Source organism: Candidatus Pelagibacter sp. (assembly GCF_052049935.1).
Lineage (GTDB): Bacteria > Pseudomonadota > Alphaproteobacteria > Pelagibacterales > Pelagibacteraceae > Pelagibacter.
Genome location: NZ_JBNGZA010000001.1, coordinates 154512 through 170604, shown reverse-complemented (window position 1 = coordinate 170604; position 16093 = coordinate 154512). Strand labels below are relative to the sequence as shown.

The following is a 16093-nucleotide window of genomic DNA, read 5'->3' as shown; positions in this document are numbered from 1 at the left end:
TAAATTATATGCAAAAAGTTAAAGATCTAGATATATCTCAGCACGAAAAATCAAATAGAATTTACAATATTAGAATTGAAGATGAAATCTTAGATAAACTACAATTTTCTTTTAATAAATTTGATTTAACAGCTTTAGAACTGAAACCTTTTTCAAGATTTACAATTGCAAAAAGTTTAGATGATTTAACACAATCTAAACTTAGTGAATTAATGAACTTTATTTTAAAAGATAGAAACACTGGGTGTTTTATTATTTCACCTAAAAATATGGGTTCAAAACTGGATGATAAATTTTTTGTTAAATTATCAACTGCTATTGCTTATTTAATAGGAAACCCAAATTTTGACTCAATGGCTGGAAAATATTATGCAAGGTTTCATGTTAAACACGAAGACAACAGTGACTCTTATTTAAGAAAAGCATACAGAAACATGGATCTACACACTGATGGTACTTATGTAAAAGAGGTAACTGATTGGTTATTGATGACTAAAATTGAAGAAGAAAATGTTGAAGGCGGTGAAACAGCTATGCTGCATCTAGATGATTGGGAATTTTGTGAAGAACTTTCAAAAGATCCAGTAGGTAAACAAGATTTTGTTTGGGGCTCTCCAAAAAGTAAAAATGTTGATTATAAAGTTGAGCACCCAGTTTTTTCTGAAGATAGTGAAGGTCGACCTCAAATTTCTTATATAGATCAATTTCCAGAACCTAAAAATATGGAACAAGGGATTTTTTTACAAAAATTATCTGATTGTTTAGAAGGAAGTAGATATAAAATTATTACAAAATTACCTGTGGGGTCTATTATTGTTGCGAATAATTACTTTTGGCTTCATGGAAGAAAACCTTTCAAAGAAAACAAAGCATTAAGCAGAGAACTATTAAGAATTAGAGGTTCTTTTTTTATTAATTAATTAAATTAATTCACTATATTAATCTCTTTATGAATTTAGGATTTATTGGGACAGGTAAAATAGCTTATTCAGTAATTCAAGGTATTTGCACGTCTAAAATAAAGTGTAAAAAAATTTATATTTCTCCAAGAAATAAAAGTTTAGCTCAAAAATTAAAAAGAAAATTTAAAAAAATAATAATTGCTAAAGATAATCAGGAAATAATTGATAAAGTGAATTGGGTTTTTTTATCAGTTACTCCAACAGTTGGAGAGCAAATAATTAAAGATTTAAAATTTAAATCTTCTCAAAAAATTATCAGTTTCATTTCTACAATTACACTTTCACAATTGAAAAAAATGATAAAAGTAAAATGTTCAATTATAAGAGCAATACCACTACCATTTATATCTTTAAAAAAAGGTCCAGTTCCAATCTGTCCTCCAAATAAAAGTGTTAAATCTTTCTTTGATAAAATTGGAACAACTATCGAAATTAAAAATGAAAAATTATCAATTAATTTTTGGGCTATCTCGGGAATGATGGCATCATATTATGATATGCAAAGATCTATGAGTGAATGGTTAACAAAAAGAGGTATTAATAAATTAGATGCTCAAAAATATATCACTTCATTGTTTTTAGCTTTATCTGAAGATGCAGTTGTTAATTCTAAAGTTGATTTAAGAAATCTTGTAAAGGAATCTCAAACTCCTAAAGGACTCAATGAACAAGGTTTGAAAGAGCTTACAAAAAAAGGTATGTATAAATCTTTAGAAAGTACCTTAAATAGTATTCATAAAAGATTAAGCAAATAATTTATGGAAAACATTTTAGAAATAAATGGTTTAACCAAAACTTTTGGGGGTCTGACAGCAGTTTCAGATTGTAGTTTAAAAGTTAAAAAAGGATCAATCACTGGCATTATCGGGCCCAATGGTTCTGGAAAAACTACTTTATTTAATTTAATAGCTGGTAATTTAAAGACATCTGGAGGAACTGTAATGTTTAATGATGAAAATATTACAGACGTTCCATCTTACGAACTTTTTTCAAAAGGATTGTTAAGAACATTTCAAATTGCTCATGAGTTTACAAACCTTTCTGTCTTAGAAAATTTGATGATGGTGCCTGGTAATCAATCAGGTGAAAAATTAGTCAACGTGATGTTAAGACCTCAATTAGTTAAAAATGAAGAAGAGCAAATTAAAAATAAAGCTAAAGAAGTTGTAGAATTTTTAAATCTAGGTCATCTTTCTAATGAGTTAGCAGGAAATTTATCTGGAGGACAAAAGAAATTGTTGGAACTTGGAAGAACAATGATGGTAGATGCAAAATTAGTTTTATTAGATGAAGTGGGCGCTGGTGTTAATCGAACGCTTTTAAAAGATCTAGGCACAGCTATTGAAAAACTTAATAAAGAAAAAGGATATACTTTTTGCATGATTGAACATGATATGGATTTTATAAGTAGATTATGTGATCCAGTTATAGTTATGGCAGAAGGCTCTGTTTTATTTGAGGGTTCAGTAGAAGATGCAAAAAAAGATGAAAAAGTAATTGAGAGTTATTTAGGAAGAGGATCAAAATTAAAAAATAATTAAAATGACAATAACATCACATTTAATATTAGCAATTTTAGCAGTAGGATTTGGTATTAAAAATCTTCTGTCAAAAAAAGGTGGATCAACTCACAAAATAATTGGTTGGATTTGGATATCTTTGATGATGTATGTATCATTTTCATCTTTTTGGATTAAAGAATTAAATGATGGTTTATACAGCTGGATACACCTACTAAGTATTTGGGTAATAATTTCTTTAACTTTATCAATTTATTTTATTAGAAAAAAACAAGTGCTTCTCCATAAAATTTTTATGGTAGGAAATTTTATTGGTTTAACTGTAGCTGGTATTTTTACTATGTTACCAGGAAGATACATACCTGAAATGTTAGGATTATATTAATGGCATACTTTGAAGGAAATAATATGACAGGTGGCTATGGTAATGGGCCAGATATTATCAATTCTTGTTCAGTAAATGTGAATCGTGGAGAAATTGTTTCTATACTTGGACCAAATGGTGCAGGAAAATCTACAGCAATGAAAGCAATGCTAGGTTTATTAAATCTAAAGTCTGGTTCTATTACAATTGATGGTAAAGATATTACTAAATTATCTCCTCAAGATAGAGTTAAACAAGGTATTTCATTTGTGCCTCAAACTAAGAATGTTTTTGCAGGGATGACAGTAGAGGAAAATTTAGAAATGGGTGCATTTTTAATGGATCAAAATTATCAACAAATTATTGATGAGATCTATGATTTATTTCCAATTTTAAAAGAAAAAAGAAATCAATTAGTTGGTGAATTATCTGGGGGTCAAAGACAACAAGTTGCTCTTGGAAGAGCATTAATGATTAGGCCAAGTGTCTTAATGTTAGATGAACCAACAGCTGGAGTTTCACCAATTGTGATGGATGAATTGTTTGATCATATTGTAAAAGTAAAAAGAACTAATGTTGCAATATTAATGGTAGAACAAAATGCAAAACAAGCTCTTAATATTTCAGATAGGGGTTACGTTTTAGTGACAGGTGAAAATAAACATGACGGGACAGGCAAAGAGTTATTAAATGATCCTGAAGTTAGGAGATCTTTTTTAGGCGGTTAATATGGATTTTATAAACGCAATTGTTTTACTTCTAAATTATATTTTTGTGCCAGCTTTGACGTATGGGTCACAATTAGCTTTAGGTGCAATATTTGTTACGTTGATTTATGGAGTATTGAGATTTGCTAATTTTGCTACTGGAGACATGATGTCTTTTGGTACAATGTTCGCAGTTTTGTTTACTTGGTATTTTCAATCTCTTGGTGTTTCTTTAGGATTTTTACCAACAGCATTATTGGCAATTCCTTTCGCTATTCTTTGTATGATTATTTATATGTTGTTCATAGATAAATTTGTTTTCAAATATTACAGAACCAACAAAAGCCCACCAGTTCAATTTGCAATGGTCAGTATTGGAGTAATGTTTTTAACTCAAGCACTTGTAAGAATAATTATAGGGCCAGATGACAGAAGATTTTTTGATGGACAAAAATTTTTGATTAAAGCTGGAGAATTTAAAGAAATGACAGGATTAAACGAGGGACTTGCTATCAAATCAACCCAAGTAATTACTATTTTTGTTACAATTATTTTAGTTTCTGCATTATTTTGGTTTTTAAATAAAACAAAAACTGGAAAAAGTATGAGAGCATATTCAGACAATGAAGATCTTGCTTTATTGTCAGGAATTGATCCTAAAAAAATAGTAATGGTCACATGGATAATTGCTGGAATATTAGCGACAATTGGTGGAGTGTTGTATGGTCTAGATAAAAGTTTTAAACCATTTACTTACTTTAATAATATGCTTCCTATTTTTGCTGCAGCTATAGTTGGGGGTATAGGAAATCCATTTGGTGCATTCCTAGGAGGCTATGTAATTGCTTTCTCAGAAATATTTTTAACATATGCTTATAAAAAGTTTCTTGTTTATATATTGCCTGAAAGTTTAGAACCAGAGGGTTTGGTTCAACTATTATCTACAGATTATAAATTTGCAGTATCTTTTTCTATTTTAGTCATCGTTCTTCTTTATAGACCTCAAGGAATATTTAAAGGAAGGTTATTGTGATTAAAAAACACCTAAATATTATTGCAGCTTATTCAATAATGATGGGATTAATCATTTTAGTTGGAATATTTCAATCTTGGAACATAGCTCTATCTATTTTTAATTTATGTTTAATTTCTGCAGTTATGAGTATGGGTGCAAACATACAGTGGGGATATGCAGGTCTAATTAACTTTGGAATTATGGGTTATGCAGCTTTAGGTGGTTTGGCTGCTGTAATTGTTTCTGTTGATCCTGTGCAAGAAGCATGGAGAGCAGGTGGTTTTGATATCTTAATGTGCTTATGGTTAATCATTGTAATTATAATGGTGATTAGGTTTGCTTTAAAAAATTACGAATCTTCAAAATTAAGAAATTATGGAATTGCCGCATTAATCATAACAGGTGTAATAATAATTAGAATTACTGCGGAGCCAGGAATTGAAAAAATTGAATCTGTTGACCCAGCCATAACAGGATTTCTTGGTGGTTTTGGATTACCAATAATGTTTTCATGGGTAATTGGAGCTTTATTTGCTGGTGGATTAGCTTTCATAGTTGGAAAAATTGCTTTAGGTTTAAGAGCAGATTATTTAGCTATAGCAACTTTACTTATCTCTGAAATTGTTATTGCGATAATAAAACATGAGGATTGGTTAACGCGAGGTGTAAAAAATGTAATAGGTCTTAAGAGACCAGTTCCATATGAGGTAAATTTACAGTCTACTGATTGGTTTATTAATTTAGTTGAAAAATTTAATTCTGGAAAATTAAATTTAATTTCAGATATAGCTGAAAGACAGGCTGCTTTAAATCAAATGGTTATTGAAGGCTCATCAGTGTTTGTAAAACTTTGTTACTCAGGATTATTTTTAACAGTTGTAATAATTTTATTAATACTAACTCAAAAAGCTCTTTACTCACCTTGGGGAAGAATGATGAGAGCTATCAGGGATAATGAGGAAGCAGCAAATGCGATGGGAAAAAATGTTGTTAAAGAACATTTACTAATTTTTATTTTAGGCTCGGCAATTGTTGGTATCGCAGGTGCAATGTTAGTAACACAAGATGGTTTATTTACTCCAGGAAGTTATAGACCTATGAGATATACATTTTTAATATGGGTCATGGTTATTGTTGGTGGAAGCGGAAATAATTTTGGAGCGATTTTAGGTGGTTTTGTTGTCTGGTTTTTATGGATTGAGGCAGCACCTATGTCTTTATATTTAATTAATTTCTTTACAGCTGGTTTGTCAGAAACAAATGTTATTAAAGCTCATTTAATTGAAAGTGTTCCTTACTTTAGGTTTTTATTAATGGGAATAGGTTTGTTATTGATTATGAGGTATAGACCAAGAGGTATACTTCCTGAAAAAATTGAAATAAAATAATTGTATGAAATATATTCTAATGGGAGCAGCAGCAGCTTGGTTTTTGTATATAGCTGATAAATATATCTTTTAAAAAAAAACCCCCTAATTAAATTAGGGGGTTTTAATAATTTAAATTTTAAAACTATCTTTGTTTCTTGGTTTTAAATTTTCCACCTTTTACTTCTTGCTCTAAGAAAGAACCTTCTGCTTCACCTACATCAGTAAATGAAACACCAGTTGCACCTTCGTAATCAATTTTCTTTCCTTTAGCTAAAAGGTCTAAACCTTTTTTAAGTTGGCCTGGATAAATTTTAGTTCCTGGACCGTTAGCAACATCCATTACATTTTTTGCAATAGAAGCTCTATCAGCTGATCCACCTGCTTGCATTGCTAAAACAATTAAAGCTGCTGCATCATAAGATTCACCAGTATAAGGTCCTGAAGAGTCAATGCCTGCTGCACTTGCAACTTTAGCAAATACTCCTGCACCTTTTCCAGTTGATCCTGGTAATGAACCAAAAGACTTATTTAATCCTTTTCCAAAAGCATCAACAAGTGATTGCCCAATCATACCATCTGATAAAATGAATGTATCAAATGCACCAGAGTCTAATGATGCTTGGATAATTCCTTTACCACCTTGGTCTAGGTAACCAATTACTGCTACAGCATCTCCACCAGCAGAAGCTAATGTTGCTACTTCTGATGAGTAATCTGCTTTACCATCTTCGTGAGCAGTAGTAGTTGTTACTTTAATGCCATGAGCCTCAACAGCTGCTTTGTAAACATCTGCTAATCCTTTACCATAGTCATTGTTTGTATATGTAATAGCTACACTTTTAATTTTTCTGTCTTTAGTGACATCAGCTAGAATTTGACCACCTCTTGCATCTGAAGGAGCTGTTCTAAAGAAATATCCTTTATCATCAAGAGTTGTTAATCCTGGAGAAGTTGCTGAAGGTGAAATCATTACAACACCATTTGGTACTGCAACGTTTGATGCAATAGCACCTGTTACACCTGAACAGTCAGCTCCCATAATTGCTGCTACACCTTGTGAAATAACACCTTCAGCTGCTGCTGTTGCTGCTGCTGAGTCAACACAAGTTGAGTCTGCTCTTACTACTGAAATAGTTTCACCACCTAACAATGATCCTGAGTCTGAAGCTTCTTTAAATGCTAGTTCAGCTGAGTTTGCCATTGCTGGAGTTAGAGATTCAATTGGACCTGTAAATCCAAGAATAATTCCCATTTTGATTTCTGCAAATACATTTGTTGAGAAAGTAGATACAAATATAAAGGCAGCGATTAATAGTTTTTTCATTATCGTCCTCTTTTATTGTTAACAATTTATAAAAACAGGAAATTAAAGCTAATTTCTAGAAATATTCAATAAGCAAATTATCTTACTTTTTGAAGTAAAATCACTGAAGCAATCACTATAATGCCTCCTATTGCAAATAGAAAAGAAGGAATTTCTCCGAAAATAAGATAACTGAGCAAAATCCCAAATATGGGAAATAATGAATAGAACGGAAATATTTTTCCAACAGTGTAAAACTTATACAGATAAAACATTAGTAAATGCGCACATAATGAAACAATAATTGCCTGATAAGATATCAATAACCATGAATCTAAATTAATTGATTTTAAATTATTCATGGTGTCTCCTTCAATAAAGAAAGAAACTAGCATTAATAAAAAAAATCCAAACAAACCTGTAAAAGCGTTAATCATACTAGTATCTAACTCTTTTAATTGTCGCGAATAAACTTGAGCTAATCCAAAAAAAAGAGCCATTAAACTTGCAAAAAATAATCCTAAAAAGTTATCTACTAATGCAGGATCAAAAAAAATAATCAATATTCCTATAAATGAAGAAAAAATTAAAACCCATTTTTTCATACTAATGTTCTCATTTAATATTATTGCACTTGTAATTATTCCAAATGGTATTGCTAGCTGAGATCCTAAAATTATAGGTGAAATAATTGAGGAATTATATAACGAAAGATTCATAAAAACATAAACCATAACACCCATTGAAATAGAAAATATCAGTAAAGAGTTTAAATATTTCTTTGGAGGTAATTTAAATTTCCAAAATGGAATTAAAATAATTAATACTAATCCCATTCTAAGAGAGGCCATTAATATTGGAGGTACAGAATTATTTAAGGCCAGTTTTGCAACAGGAAAAGCACTTCCATGCGCAATCATTATAAACAATAAGATTAAAAGATGTTTAATTGGCAAAATTTTATCCCATTGTAAATGGATCAGCCATTGGCTTATCAGATGAATTGTACCAAGTAGTTTTTATTCTTGTATAGTCTTTAATTGATTCAATTCCTGCTTCTTTTCCGTAACCACTATCTTTTATTCCACCAAATGGAGCCATTGGAGAGATAAGTCTATAAGTATTTACAAAAACTATACCTGCTCTTATTGATTTTGAAACTCTCATACTTCTTGCTAAATTTGAAGTATAAACTCCAGAAGACAATCCATATTTATTATCATTCATAAGTTTTATTACTTCATTTTCAGTTTTGAATTTCATAACAGATAAAATTGGTCCAAATAACTCATTTTCAGCAGTAGGGAGATTATGATTTTCACATTCAATAATCGTTGCAGGGAAATAATATCCTTTATTTGAAATTGATGATCTTTCTCCACCACATTTTATTTTTCCACCTTGATCTATTGTAGCTTTGATATTTTTTTCAATAGTTTCTAATTGTTTATAGCTGTTAAGAGGACCCATTTGTGTATCAGGTTCCATAGGTCCACCCAATTTAATTTTTTTTGCTTTATTAATTAATTTATTTAAAAACTCATCATAAATTTTTTCATGAAGATACAATCTTGATCCAGCAATACAACTTTGTCCACTAGCTCCAAATATACCTGCGGTAATTCCATTAAGAGCATTTTCTTGATCAGCATCATCAAATACAGCTACTGGACTTTTTCCACCCAACTCTAAGCTTACTTGAGATAAATTTTCAGAGGAGTTTTTCACAATATGTTTTGCTGTTTCAGGTCCACCTGTAAACGCAATTCTTTCTACCAGATCATGAGTCGTAAGAGCTTTACCGCATGGTTCACCGAGTCCTGTAATTACATTAATAACTCCTTTTGGTATTCCTGTTTTCTCTACAAGTTTTGCAAACTCTAGCAAAGTTACAGGTGCTAGTTCAGAGGCTTTTATAACTACAGTGTTTCCCATTGCTAATGCTGGTGCTAGTTTTACTGCAGTCAAAAGCATTTGAGAATTCCATGGAATAATAGCAGCTACAACACCTATAGGAATACGAGTTGTTGTTACTTGCATATCTGGTTTATCAATTGGAACTACTGTCCCTTCAACTTTATCTGCAAGACCTGCAAAATAATCATAATATTCAGCTATATAATTAGCTTGAGTTTTTGTTTCTCTATAAAGCTTGCCAGTATCTACAGTCTCAATTTTTCCAAGGTGTTCAGCGTTATTTCTTAATTGATCAGCGATCAATTTTAAATACTTAGCTCTTTCTCTTGGATGCAAAGTGCTCCAAGAATTATCAAATGCTTTTTGAGCAGATTTAACTGCGTGATCAACATCTTGCTCATTTGCTTCTGGTACTGTAGCCCAAACTTCATTATTTTCTGGATTTAGGGTTTCTATTTTTTTATTTGATGAAGAGTTTACCCATTCTCCATTGATGAACATTTTAAAATGCGGAATTTCTGACATTTAATTTTCTATAAATTTATTTATATTCTTATTTACTATATCTGCACATTCTATACTACAAAGATGTTTTCCATCAGGAATTTCAATAAATCTTGCATTAGCAAGATCATTAGATAATTCCTTAGACATTAATGGAGTTGATCCAGGATCATTTGAGCCTGTCATGACTAAAGTTCTACAATTAATTTTTTTAATTTTTTCAATGTCATCAACATGATTTGCAAATAAATTATATGATTTTAAAAAATTCTTATGATCATTAGGATTCTTGTTTAAAATTTGCATAAATTCATCATAAGTTTCAGGATGTTCATTTAAATATTTATCACTAAACCACCTTTTTAATGCTTGCTTTGAAATTGGTTTGTTGAGTTTTGCTTGGTTATATCTATCAATAACCATTTTTCTTTGTTCATCAGTTCTCTTGTAGGTCGTCCCAATTAGTGTGAGAGAGTTAATTTTTTTATCAAATTTTGATGCAAAATCTAAGGCAATTAATGAGCCTAGAGAAAATCCTACTAAATTTATTTTTTCAATTTTTAAAAAATTTAAAATCGATAACAATTGATTGGAAAAATCATCCAAGGTTACATTCTCTTTTTCAAAATTTGTTTTGCCATGACCTAATAGATCATAAGTAAGTGTAGAAAAATTTAAGAATGATTTAATTTGAGAATTCCACATTTTGTGATCCAATCCAACACCATGAACAAAAACTAAAGGAATAGTTTTATTATCGATAAAATTGAAATAATTTTGATTATTATCAAAATTAGATTTTGACATTTTTATTTAGGATCTAATCCCATTTCTTTCATATCTTGATAACGATCACCTGTTCTAGCATGAGCTCTGCCAGTTGATGCACCTCCTATAGCAATTACTATTTCGTTATCAAATGGAGCATCATGTATTGTGAACTCATGAGTTAAATAATATGGTCTAAGACCTGAGTCTGTTTTGTGCATCATTGGAATTGAAATTTTTGATCCTGCAGGACCTCTCGTATTAGTAAAACTTAAATAAGAAGTGCCACCAACTGCATCTCTAAATTTATTTCCAAATCTTAATGTGTGAATAAATGCTGATGCGTGCTCAATTTCACCATTCAAACCAACAATACCTGCTTTACCATATGCTAAAATTTTTTCTGGAGATCCAATTTCTTTAATTAATTCTGGTACCAATAGATCACCTAGCTTTGGTGCTAGATCTAAGATAACAGGCTTTAGATCTTCTACGAAGCCTTGTCCATCCCATGGATTTTTAAATACAGCTGCAACTGAAACTAAAAGGACAGGTTCTTTTGCTTCTTTACCACCTTCAATAAAAGTTTTATCAACAAATTTTGTAAATTTTCTTAATTCAAGTTTCATTAACTTGCTCTTTCAAGATTTGAGGTGTCTAAATTAATTTTTGGAATAACTTCATCATTAAATAATTTTATACTTCTCATACAAGCTTTATGATCAATGCCTGGAAAGTTTGACCATACTTGTAAATTTTGAAGATTTAATTCAGATTGAAGTTCATTAATTTTATTTACAACATACTCTGGAGTACCAAATAATAGATTTCTTTTATGTAAAAAATCATAATTAAGTAAATCTAATTTATGTTTAGTCTCAGGTAATTCTTCTCCAGGATCCATGTGATTACCAAGACCTCTCCAATGACAAACCCATTTCATATAATTAATTATATGTTCACCAGCCATTTTTTCAGCCTCTTCCATTGTTTCAGCTACAAACATGTCTCTTACCAAAGATATTCCTTCACCTAAAGGCACTTCTCTATTTTCAGCTTTTGATTTTGCGTCTCGATAAATTTCAAATCTTTTCTTTAAAGCTTTTACTGTTGGTATCCACATTATTGTATTTAAACCATTTTGTGCGGCCCATTCAATTGATCTTGCACCATCCACAACTTGCCAAATAGGTGGGTGAGGATTTTGTTTTGGTTTAGGAACTACACTAATCTTTTTAATCTCATTAGTTTTAGTATCTAGAAATTTTTCATTTGGTGGACTCATATCATGTTGCCAAACAAAGTTTGGTGATGGGTATGTGTAAAACTCTCCTTGATGATTAAAAAATTCTTCTGTCCAAGCTTTTTTCATAATTGTAAGAGTTTCTTCAAACAATCTAAAATTCTTAGCCTGATCTTTTAAATCAGCCTCTTTATTCATATTTACTGCTTCTCTTCCATAAACACCTCTTCCAATACCAACTTCAACTCTTCCATTTGAAAGTTGATCTAGTAAAGCTATATCTTCAGCTAGTCTTATTGGATTATGAAAAGTAATCACATTACATGCTTGACCAATTCTAATTTGTTTTGTTCTTGCAGCTGCATCAACACCCATCATTATAGGATTTGTGCAAGACTCCATTCCTTCATGATTAAAATGATGTTCTGTATACCAAATAGAATCCCAATTATTTTCATCACAATATGTTGTGATCTCTTGAGCTTCTTTTAGCAATTGTTCGTAAGGTTTTTTTGTCCAATTAGTGGTATTACAAAAGTATCCAAATTTCATCCTAACCTCCTTAAATAATTAAATTTAAGAAAACCGATCCCACTTTCGTAAATGAAACAAAAATTACACGACGAGTTATGTGTCTTCTTTAATTAGACTTTATAATAATTTAAGAATATATGAAATAAAAAAGTGAGAACTATTTGACAGACAAAAAAATTAAGATTCACATAAGAAATAATCACTGGAAAGCTGGTTCGTTACCATGTGATTTAGAAGGTGAAATAAATAATACAATTACAAAAGAAATTTTTGAAAAAAAATTAAAGGTATTTCCTGAGGTTAAAGATAAAATAGAATATTTAATTGATTGGGATGATGATAATTTTGAATCATCATTAAGTAATTCCAATATTTTATTAGGATGGAACTTTCCAACAAAAGAGATAAAAAATATTGCTCCAAATTTGAAATGGATTCATGTTATTTCAGCCGGCGTAAATCATTTATATCCTTTTGACTGGATGAGTGAAAAATGTGTTTTAACAAACAGCAGTGGAGTGCATGCAAAAAAAGCAGGAGAATTTGGTTTGATGAGTATCTTGATGCTTCAAAGCCACATAACAAAAATTGTTACAAATCAAAAAAATAAGGAATTCATATCTTTGCTCAGTAAACCAATAGCGGGAAAAAAAGTTATTGTAGTTGGAACAGGTTCTCTTGGTGGATCAATGATCAAACATATTGCAAAATTAGATGTTGATGTAATAGGAGTTAATAGAAAAGGTAGATCTGTAGATGGATGTTCTAAAGTGATTACTTTCGACAAAATAGATGAAGTTTTACCTGTAGCTGATTTTCTTTATTTAGCTGTTCCACAAACAAATGAAACGATAGGTCTGATAGATAAAAAAAGATTAGATATGTTAAAACCTTCTTGTGGAATAGTGAATATAGGAAGAGAAACAGTTTTAGATTATAAAACTTTGTGTGAGAAATTAAAAAATAATGAAATAGCTGGTGCGATACTGGATGTGTTTTCTCAAGAACCTATACCCAAAGAGTCTGAGCTTTGGGATACACCTAATTTGATAATTACCCCTCATGTTTCTTCTGATAGTGAGGGAAATTATGTAGAAATGGTTTTAGATATTTTTTTTGAAAATCTGAAGTTATTTTTGGAAAATAAAGAGTTAAATAATTTAATTGATAAAAAACTAGGTTATTGAATAGCTTATAGCTTTATTAGCAAAAGAAATTAAATCTTCAAAAATAACATCTGGATTAGGTTGGTTTTCAACAACTTTAGTAGCACCCCAATTACCACCTTTACTTAGATTTTGTCGATCAATCCATACAGTGCTCATGTTAAATTCTTTTGCTGGTACATGATCATGAAAAAGACTTTGAGCAACATGAAGAATATCTTTTTTTTCAGCACCATGTGCTTTTTTTAAATTATCAAACATATATTCAAAGTTACTTGGATTTGGTTTGTAAGATCCAACATGTTCTGCAGTATAAATTTCATCAAATTCAACTCCTAACCATCTATTAGAAGCAGTAAAGCCACTCACATTTACATTTGAAAGGATTACTAATTTAAATTTTGATTTAAGTAATCTCAATGCATCCGCACTATCAGCAAATGCTGGCCAAAAAGGAACTGAGTTACCAAAGTTTTTATCAAGCTCCTCTGTTGTTTTTAATTCATTTTCTTTAGTAAATTTTTTATGAACATTTAATAAGATTTCAGAATACAACATTGATGGAGTTTGTTTTTGTTGATCCGATTCTAATAATGCAAAATTTCTTAAAACTTTTTCTCTAGTCAAATCATTTCTACTATTAAAGAGTATAACTGGTTGAAATGCATTCCAAATTCCAGATTCCCAATCAATTAAAGTTCCGTAACAATCAAAACTTAAAAATTTGAAATCTTCATAATTCATGATCTCTTATTTATTTTATTGGAAATTAAAATCAATAATAATAGTATTCATCTATGGAACTTAATAAAATAGATCCAAAATTTAATTCAAAACCCTATCCAAGAATTGGGTTAATAACATTAGCGAGCGATTTTCGAATTGAAAAAGATTTCAATAATGTAATTTATGGAAAAAATATAGATTTATTTTGTAATCGAATTAAATGCTATAATCCACTTACAAATGAAACCTTAAAAAAAATGGCTGATGATATTACAGATGTTACAAAAGAAATTTTACCTGATCAGAAATTAGATTGTGTAGCTTATGGGTGCACATCTGGTTCGATAGCTGCAGGTTATGATTCAATTTTTGAAAAAGTAAATAAGGCAAAACCAAATACAAAAGTATCAACACCAATTACCGCAGCAATAAAAGGAATGAAAAAACTAGGTATAAAAAATTTGTCAATCTTCACTCCTTATACATCTGAAATAAATGACTCTGTTGTTGAATTTTTTAATAAAGAAAATTTTAAAATAAATGATATGAATTATTTTGATATAGCTTCAGATCTAGATATTGGAAAAGTAGATTCCAATCATCTATTTAGTGTTTTAAAAAAAATTGATTTGTCAAAAAGTGATGCGCTATTTGTATCATGCACTGCTTTACCAGTGCTCTCATTAATTAATGACTTAGAAAAAGAATTAAACAAACCTGTTATATCTAGTAACCAAGCTTTGATTTGGGATTGTTTAGAACTTATTAATTCAAATTATAATATTGAAGGATTTGGAAGATTATTTAAAAATTAAACATGAATTTTACAAAAGAAGAATACAAAAATAGATTAAAAAAAGTCCAATCATTAATGCAGGATAAAGGCATTGAACTTTTAATTTCTCAAGACCCATCCAATATGAATTATCTAACGGGTTATGATGCATGGTCTTTCTATTATGCACAATGTGTAATTGTTCATGTTAATTGTGATGAACCTATTTGTTTTGTAAGGGATCAAGATGCTGGAGGCGCTTATATAAAAACATATTTGAAAGATGAAAATATAATTAAATATAATGAAAAATATATTCATACTTGGCCATTACATCCATACGATGCATTAGTTGATCTAATTAAAGAAAAGAAATGGGATAAGCTTTTAATTGGTCTAGAGATGGATAGTCATTATTTTACAGCTTATTGTTATGAGAAAATAAAAAATGGTTTACCAAATGCTAAGATTAAAGACTGTGAAAGATTAGTTAATTGGGTGAGAGTAGTTAAATCTGATGCTGAAATAAAATTAATGAAGTCTGCAGCTGAAATTACAAAACTAGGAATGGAAAAAGCAATAGAAGCAATCAATCCGGGTGTTAGACAATGTGATGCTGTTTCTCAAATATATTCAACATTAATTAAGGGTACACCAGAGTTTGGCGGTGATTATGCATCAATTGTTCCAATGCTACCAACGGGCAAAGGAACATCAGCTTCTCATTTAACATGGACAGAAGATAAATTTGTAAAGGGAGAAGCTACTATCATTGAAATAGCTGGGACACACAAAAAATACCATTGTCCAATGGCTAGAACTGTTTTGTTAGGTAAGCCAGATCAATTAAAAATTGATACGATGAATAAAACAATTGAAGCATTACAAGCAGGCATTGATGCAACTAAAGCAGGAAATACAGCAGATGATGTTGCGCAAGCTTTTTGGAAAATATTAGATAAGTATGGTATCGAAAAAACATCGAGGACAGGATATTCAATCGGTATTGGTTATCCACCAGATTGGGGAGAACATACTTTAAATATTTCTAAAGGAGATATGACTGAGCTAAAACCTAATGTAACTTTTCATATGATAGCAGTAATGCAATTTGGGGATTGGGGAGTGGAAGCCTCTGAATCGATTAGAGTCACTGACAAAGGTGCAGAATTATTTTATGATTTTCCCAAAGAACTTAGAATAAAGAGTTAAAGTTAGG

General features: G+C 30.3%; 17 protein-coding genes. 10 read left to right on the top strand and 7 right to left on the bottom strand.

Annotation, left to right across the window (positions count from 1 at the left end; translation table 11 throughout):
* The first annotated feature begins 8 nt into the window (after positions 1 to 8).
* From glaH to ACTT90_RS00765, 7 genes are read left to right on the top strand one after another with little or no spacing between them, the layout of a single operon-like run.
* Entirely contained in the window at positions 9 to 920 is a 912-nt protein-coding gene (glaH, locus tag ACTT90_RS00795) for a glutarate dioxygenase GlaH (RefSeq protein ID WP_440936996.1), read from the top strand.
* 29 nt (positions 921 to 949) lie between these two features.
* Positions 950 to 1717 carry a pyrroline-5-carboxylate reductase gene (locus tag ACTT90_RS00790; RefSeq protein ID WP_440936995.1) on the top strand — a complete coding sequence of 256 codons (768 nt, stop codon included), beginning with the start codon at positions 950 to 952 and terminating at the stop codon, positions 1715 to 1717.
* A 3-nt stretch (positions 1718 to 1720) separates the two neighbouring features.
* Positions 1721 to 2503 (top strand): ABC transporter ATP-binding protein, encoded by a 783-nt coding sequence (locus ACTT90_RS00785; protein WP_440929965.1) that lies wholly within the window; start codon positions 1721 to 1723, stop codon positions 2501 to 2503.
* Position 2504: 1 nt separating this feature from the next.
* A complete protein-coding gene (locus ACTT90_RS00780; protein ID WP_440936994.1) occupies positions 2505 to 2867 on the top strand; it encodes a DUF2306 domain-containing protein in 363 nt (120 codons plus the stop codon).
* Positions 2867 to 3574, top strand: a complete 708-nt coding sequence (locus ACTT90_RS00775; RefSeq protein ID WP_440929963.1) for an ABC transporter ATP-binding protein — start codon at positions 2867 to 2869, stop codon at positions 3572 to 3574. Before ACTT90_RS00780 ends, ACTT90_RS00775 begins: the two co-directional genes overlap by 1 nt.
* Before the next feature lies 1 nt (position 3575).
* On the top strand, positions 3576 to 4586 hold the full coding sequence (locus tag ACTT90_RS00770) for a branched-chain amino acid ABC transporter permease (protein WP_440936993.1): 1011 nt from the start codon (positions 3576 to 3578) through the stop codon (positions 4584 to 4586).
* A 38-nt stretch (positions 4587 to 4624) separates the two neighbouring features.
* Entirely contained in the window at positions 4625 to 5956 is a 1332-nt protein-coding gene (locus ACTT90_RS00765; RefSeq protein ID WP_440929968.1) for a branched-chain amino acid ABC transporter permease, read from the top strand.
* A gap of 124 nt (positions 5957 to 6080) precedes the next feature.
* Here ACTT90_RS00765 and ACTT90_RS00760 read toward each other — a convergent pair whose 3' ends face one another.
* The 6 genes from ACTT90_RS00760 to ACTT90_RS00735 form a co-directional block, all read right to left on the bottom strand.
* Complete coding sequence (locus ACTT90_RS00760) at positions 6081 to 7262, bottom strand: ABC transporter substrate-binding protein (protein ID WP_014953572.1); 1182 nt, start codon at positions 7260 to 7262, stop codon at positions 6081 to 6083.
* Positions 7263 to 7339: 77 nt separating this feature from the next.
* Positions 7340 to 8197 (bottom strand): DMT family transporter, encoded by an 858-nt coding sequence (locus ACTT90_RS00755; protein WP_440936992.1) that lies wholly within the window; start codon positions 8195 to 8197, stop codon positions 7340 to 7342.
* A gap of 4 nt (positions 8198 to 8201) precedes the next feature.
* Entirely contained in the window at positions 8202 to 9683 is a 1482-nt protein-coding gene (locus ACTT90_RS00750) for an aldehyde dehydrogenase (protein WP_440936991.1), read from the bottom strand.
* Complete coding sequence (locus ACTT90_RS00745) at positions 9684 to 10469, bottom strand: alpha/beta fold hydrolase (protein ID WP_440936990.1); 786 nt, start codon at positions 10467 to 10469, stop codon at positions 9684 to 9686.
* Positions 10470 to 10471: 2 nt separating this feature from the next.
* On the bottom strand, positions 10472 to 11059 hold the full coding sequence (locus ACTT90_RS00740; protein WP_440929958.1) for an amino acid synthesis family protein: 588 nt from the start codon (positions 11057 to 11059) through the stop codon (positions 10472 to 10474).
* Positions 11059 to 12225: an LLM class flavin-dependent oxidoreductase gene (locus tag ACTT90_RS00735; protein ID WP_440936989.1), complete on the bottom strand. Its 1167-nt coding sequence runs from the start codon at positions 12223 to 12225 to the stop codon at positions 11059 to 11061. The genes ACTT90_RS00740 and ACTT90_RS00735 overlap by 1 nt, the downstream gene beginning before the upstream one ends.
* A 143-nt stretch (positions 12226 to 12368) precedes the next feature.
* On the opposite strand from ACTT90_RS00735, the gene ACTT90_RS00730 reads away from it, so the two are divergent.
* Positions 12369 to 13394, top strand: a complete 1026-nt coding sequence (locus tag ACTT90_RS00730; RefSeq protein WP_440936988.1) for a D-2-hydroxyacid dehydrogenase — start codon at positions 12369 to 12371, stop codon at positions 13392 to 13394.
* Here the strand turns inward: ACTT90_RS00730 and ACTT90_RS00725 are convergent.
* Positions 13383 to 14117, bottom strand: coding sequence for a haloacid dehalogenase type II (locus tag ACTT90_RS00725; RefSeq protein WP_440936987.1), 735 nt, complete (start codon positions 14115 to 14117; stop codon positions 13383 to 13385). The genes ACTT90_RS00730 and ACTT90_RS00725 overlap by 12 nt on opposite strands.
* Before the next feature lie 53 nt (positions 14118 to 14170).
* On the opposite strand from ACTT90_RS00725, the gene ACTT90_RS00720 reads away from it, so the two are divergent.
* Together ACTT90_RS00720 and ACTT90_RS00715 are read left to right on the top strand one after the other, a co-directional pair.
* Complete coding sequence (locus tag ACTT90_RS00720; protein ID WP_440936986.1) at positions 14171 to 14914, top strand: maleate cis-trans isomerase family protein; 744 nt, start codon at positions 14171 to 14173, stop codon at positions 14912 to 14914.
* A 2-nt stretch (positions 14915 to 14916) separates the two neighbouring features.
* Positions 14917 to 16086: a M24 family metallopeptidase gene (locus tag ACTT90_RS00715; RefSeq protein WP_440936985.1), complete on the top strand. Its 1170-nt coding sequence runs from the start codon at positions 14917 to 14919 to the stop codon at positions 16084 to 16086.
* The last annotated feature ends 7 nt before the right edge of the window (positions 16087 to 16093 follow it).

Excerpts from the sequence above, each read along its gene's own strand:
- glaH (WP_440936996.1), top strand. The coding sequence starts at position 9 with ATGCAAAAAGTTAAAGATCTAGATATATCTCAGCACGAAAAATCAAAT.
- ACTT90_RS00790 (WP_440936995.1), top strand. The coding sequence starts at position 950 with ATGAATTTAGGATTTATTGGGACAGGTAAAATAGCTTATTCAGTAATT.
- ACTT90_RS00785 (WP_440929965.1), top strand. The coding sequence starts at position 1,721 with ATGGAAAACATTTTAGAAATAAATGGTTTAACCAAAACTTTTGGGGGT.
- ACTT90_RS00780 (WP_440936994.1), top strand. The coding sequence starts at position 2,505 with ATGACAATAACATCACATTTAATATTAGCAATTTTAGCAGTAGGATTT.
- ACTT90_RS00775 (WP_440929963.1), top strand. The coding sequence starts at position 2,867 with ATGGCATACTTTGAAGGAAATAATATGACAGGTGGCTATGGTAATGGG.
- ACTT90_RS00770 (WP_440936993.1), top strand. The coding sequence starts at position 3,576 with ATGGATTTTATAAACGCAATTGTTTTACTTCTAAATTATATTTTTGTG.
- ACTT90_RS00765 (WP_440929968.1), top strand. The coding sequence starts at position 4,625 with ATGATGGGATTAATCATTTTAGTTGGAATATTTCAATCTTGGAACATA.
- ACTT90_RS00760 (WP_014953572.1), bottom strand. The coding sequence starts at position 7,262 with ATGAAAAAACTATTAATCGCTGCCTTTATATTTGTATCTACTTTCTCA.
- ACTT90_RS00750 (WP_440936991.1), bottom strand. The coding sequence starts at position 9,683 with ATGTCAGAAATTCCGCATTTTAAAATGTTCATCAATGGAGAATGGGTA.
- ACTT90_RS00745 (WP_440936990.1), bottom strand. The coding sequence starts at position 10,469 with ATGTCAAAATCTAATTTTGATAATAATCAAAATTATTTCAATTTTATC.
- ACTT90_RS00740 (WP_440929958.1), bottom strand. The coding sequence starts at position 11,059 with ATGAAACTTGAATTAAGAAAATTTACAAAATTTGTTGATAAAACTTTT.
- ACTT90_RS00735 (WP_440936989.1), bottom strand. The coding sequence starts at position 12,225 with ATGAAATTTGGATACTTTTGTAATACCACTAATTGGACAAAAAAACCT.
- ACTT90_RS00725 (WP_440936987.1), bottom strand. The coding sequence starts at position 14,117 with ATGAATTATGAAGATTTCAAATTTTTAAGTTTTGATTGTTACGGAACT.
- ACTT90_RS00720 (WP_440936986.1), top strand. The coding sequence starts at position 14,171 with ATGGAACTTAATAAAATAGATCCAAAATTTAATTCAAAACCCTATCCA.
- ACTT90_RS00715 (WP_440936985.1), top strand. The coding sequence starts at position 14,917 with ATGAATTTTACAAAAGAAGAATACAAAAATAGATTAAAAAAAGTCCAA.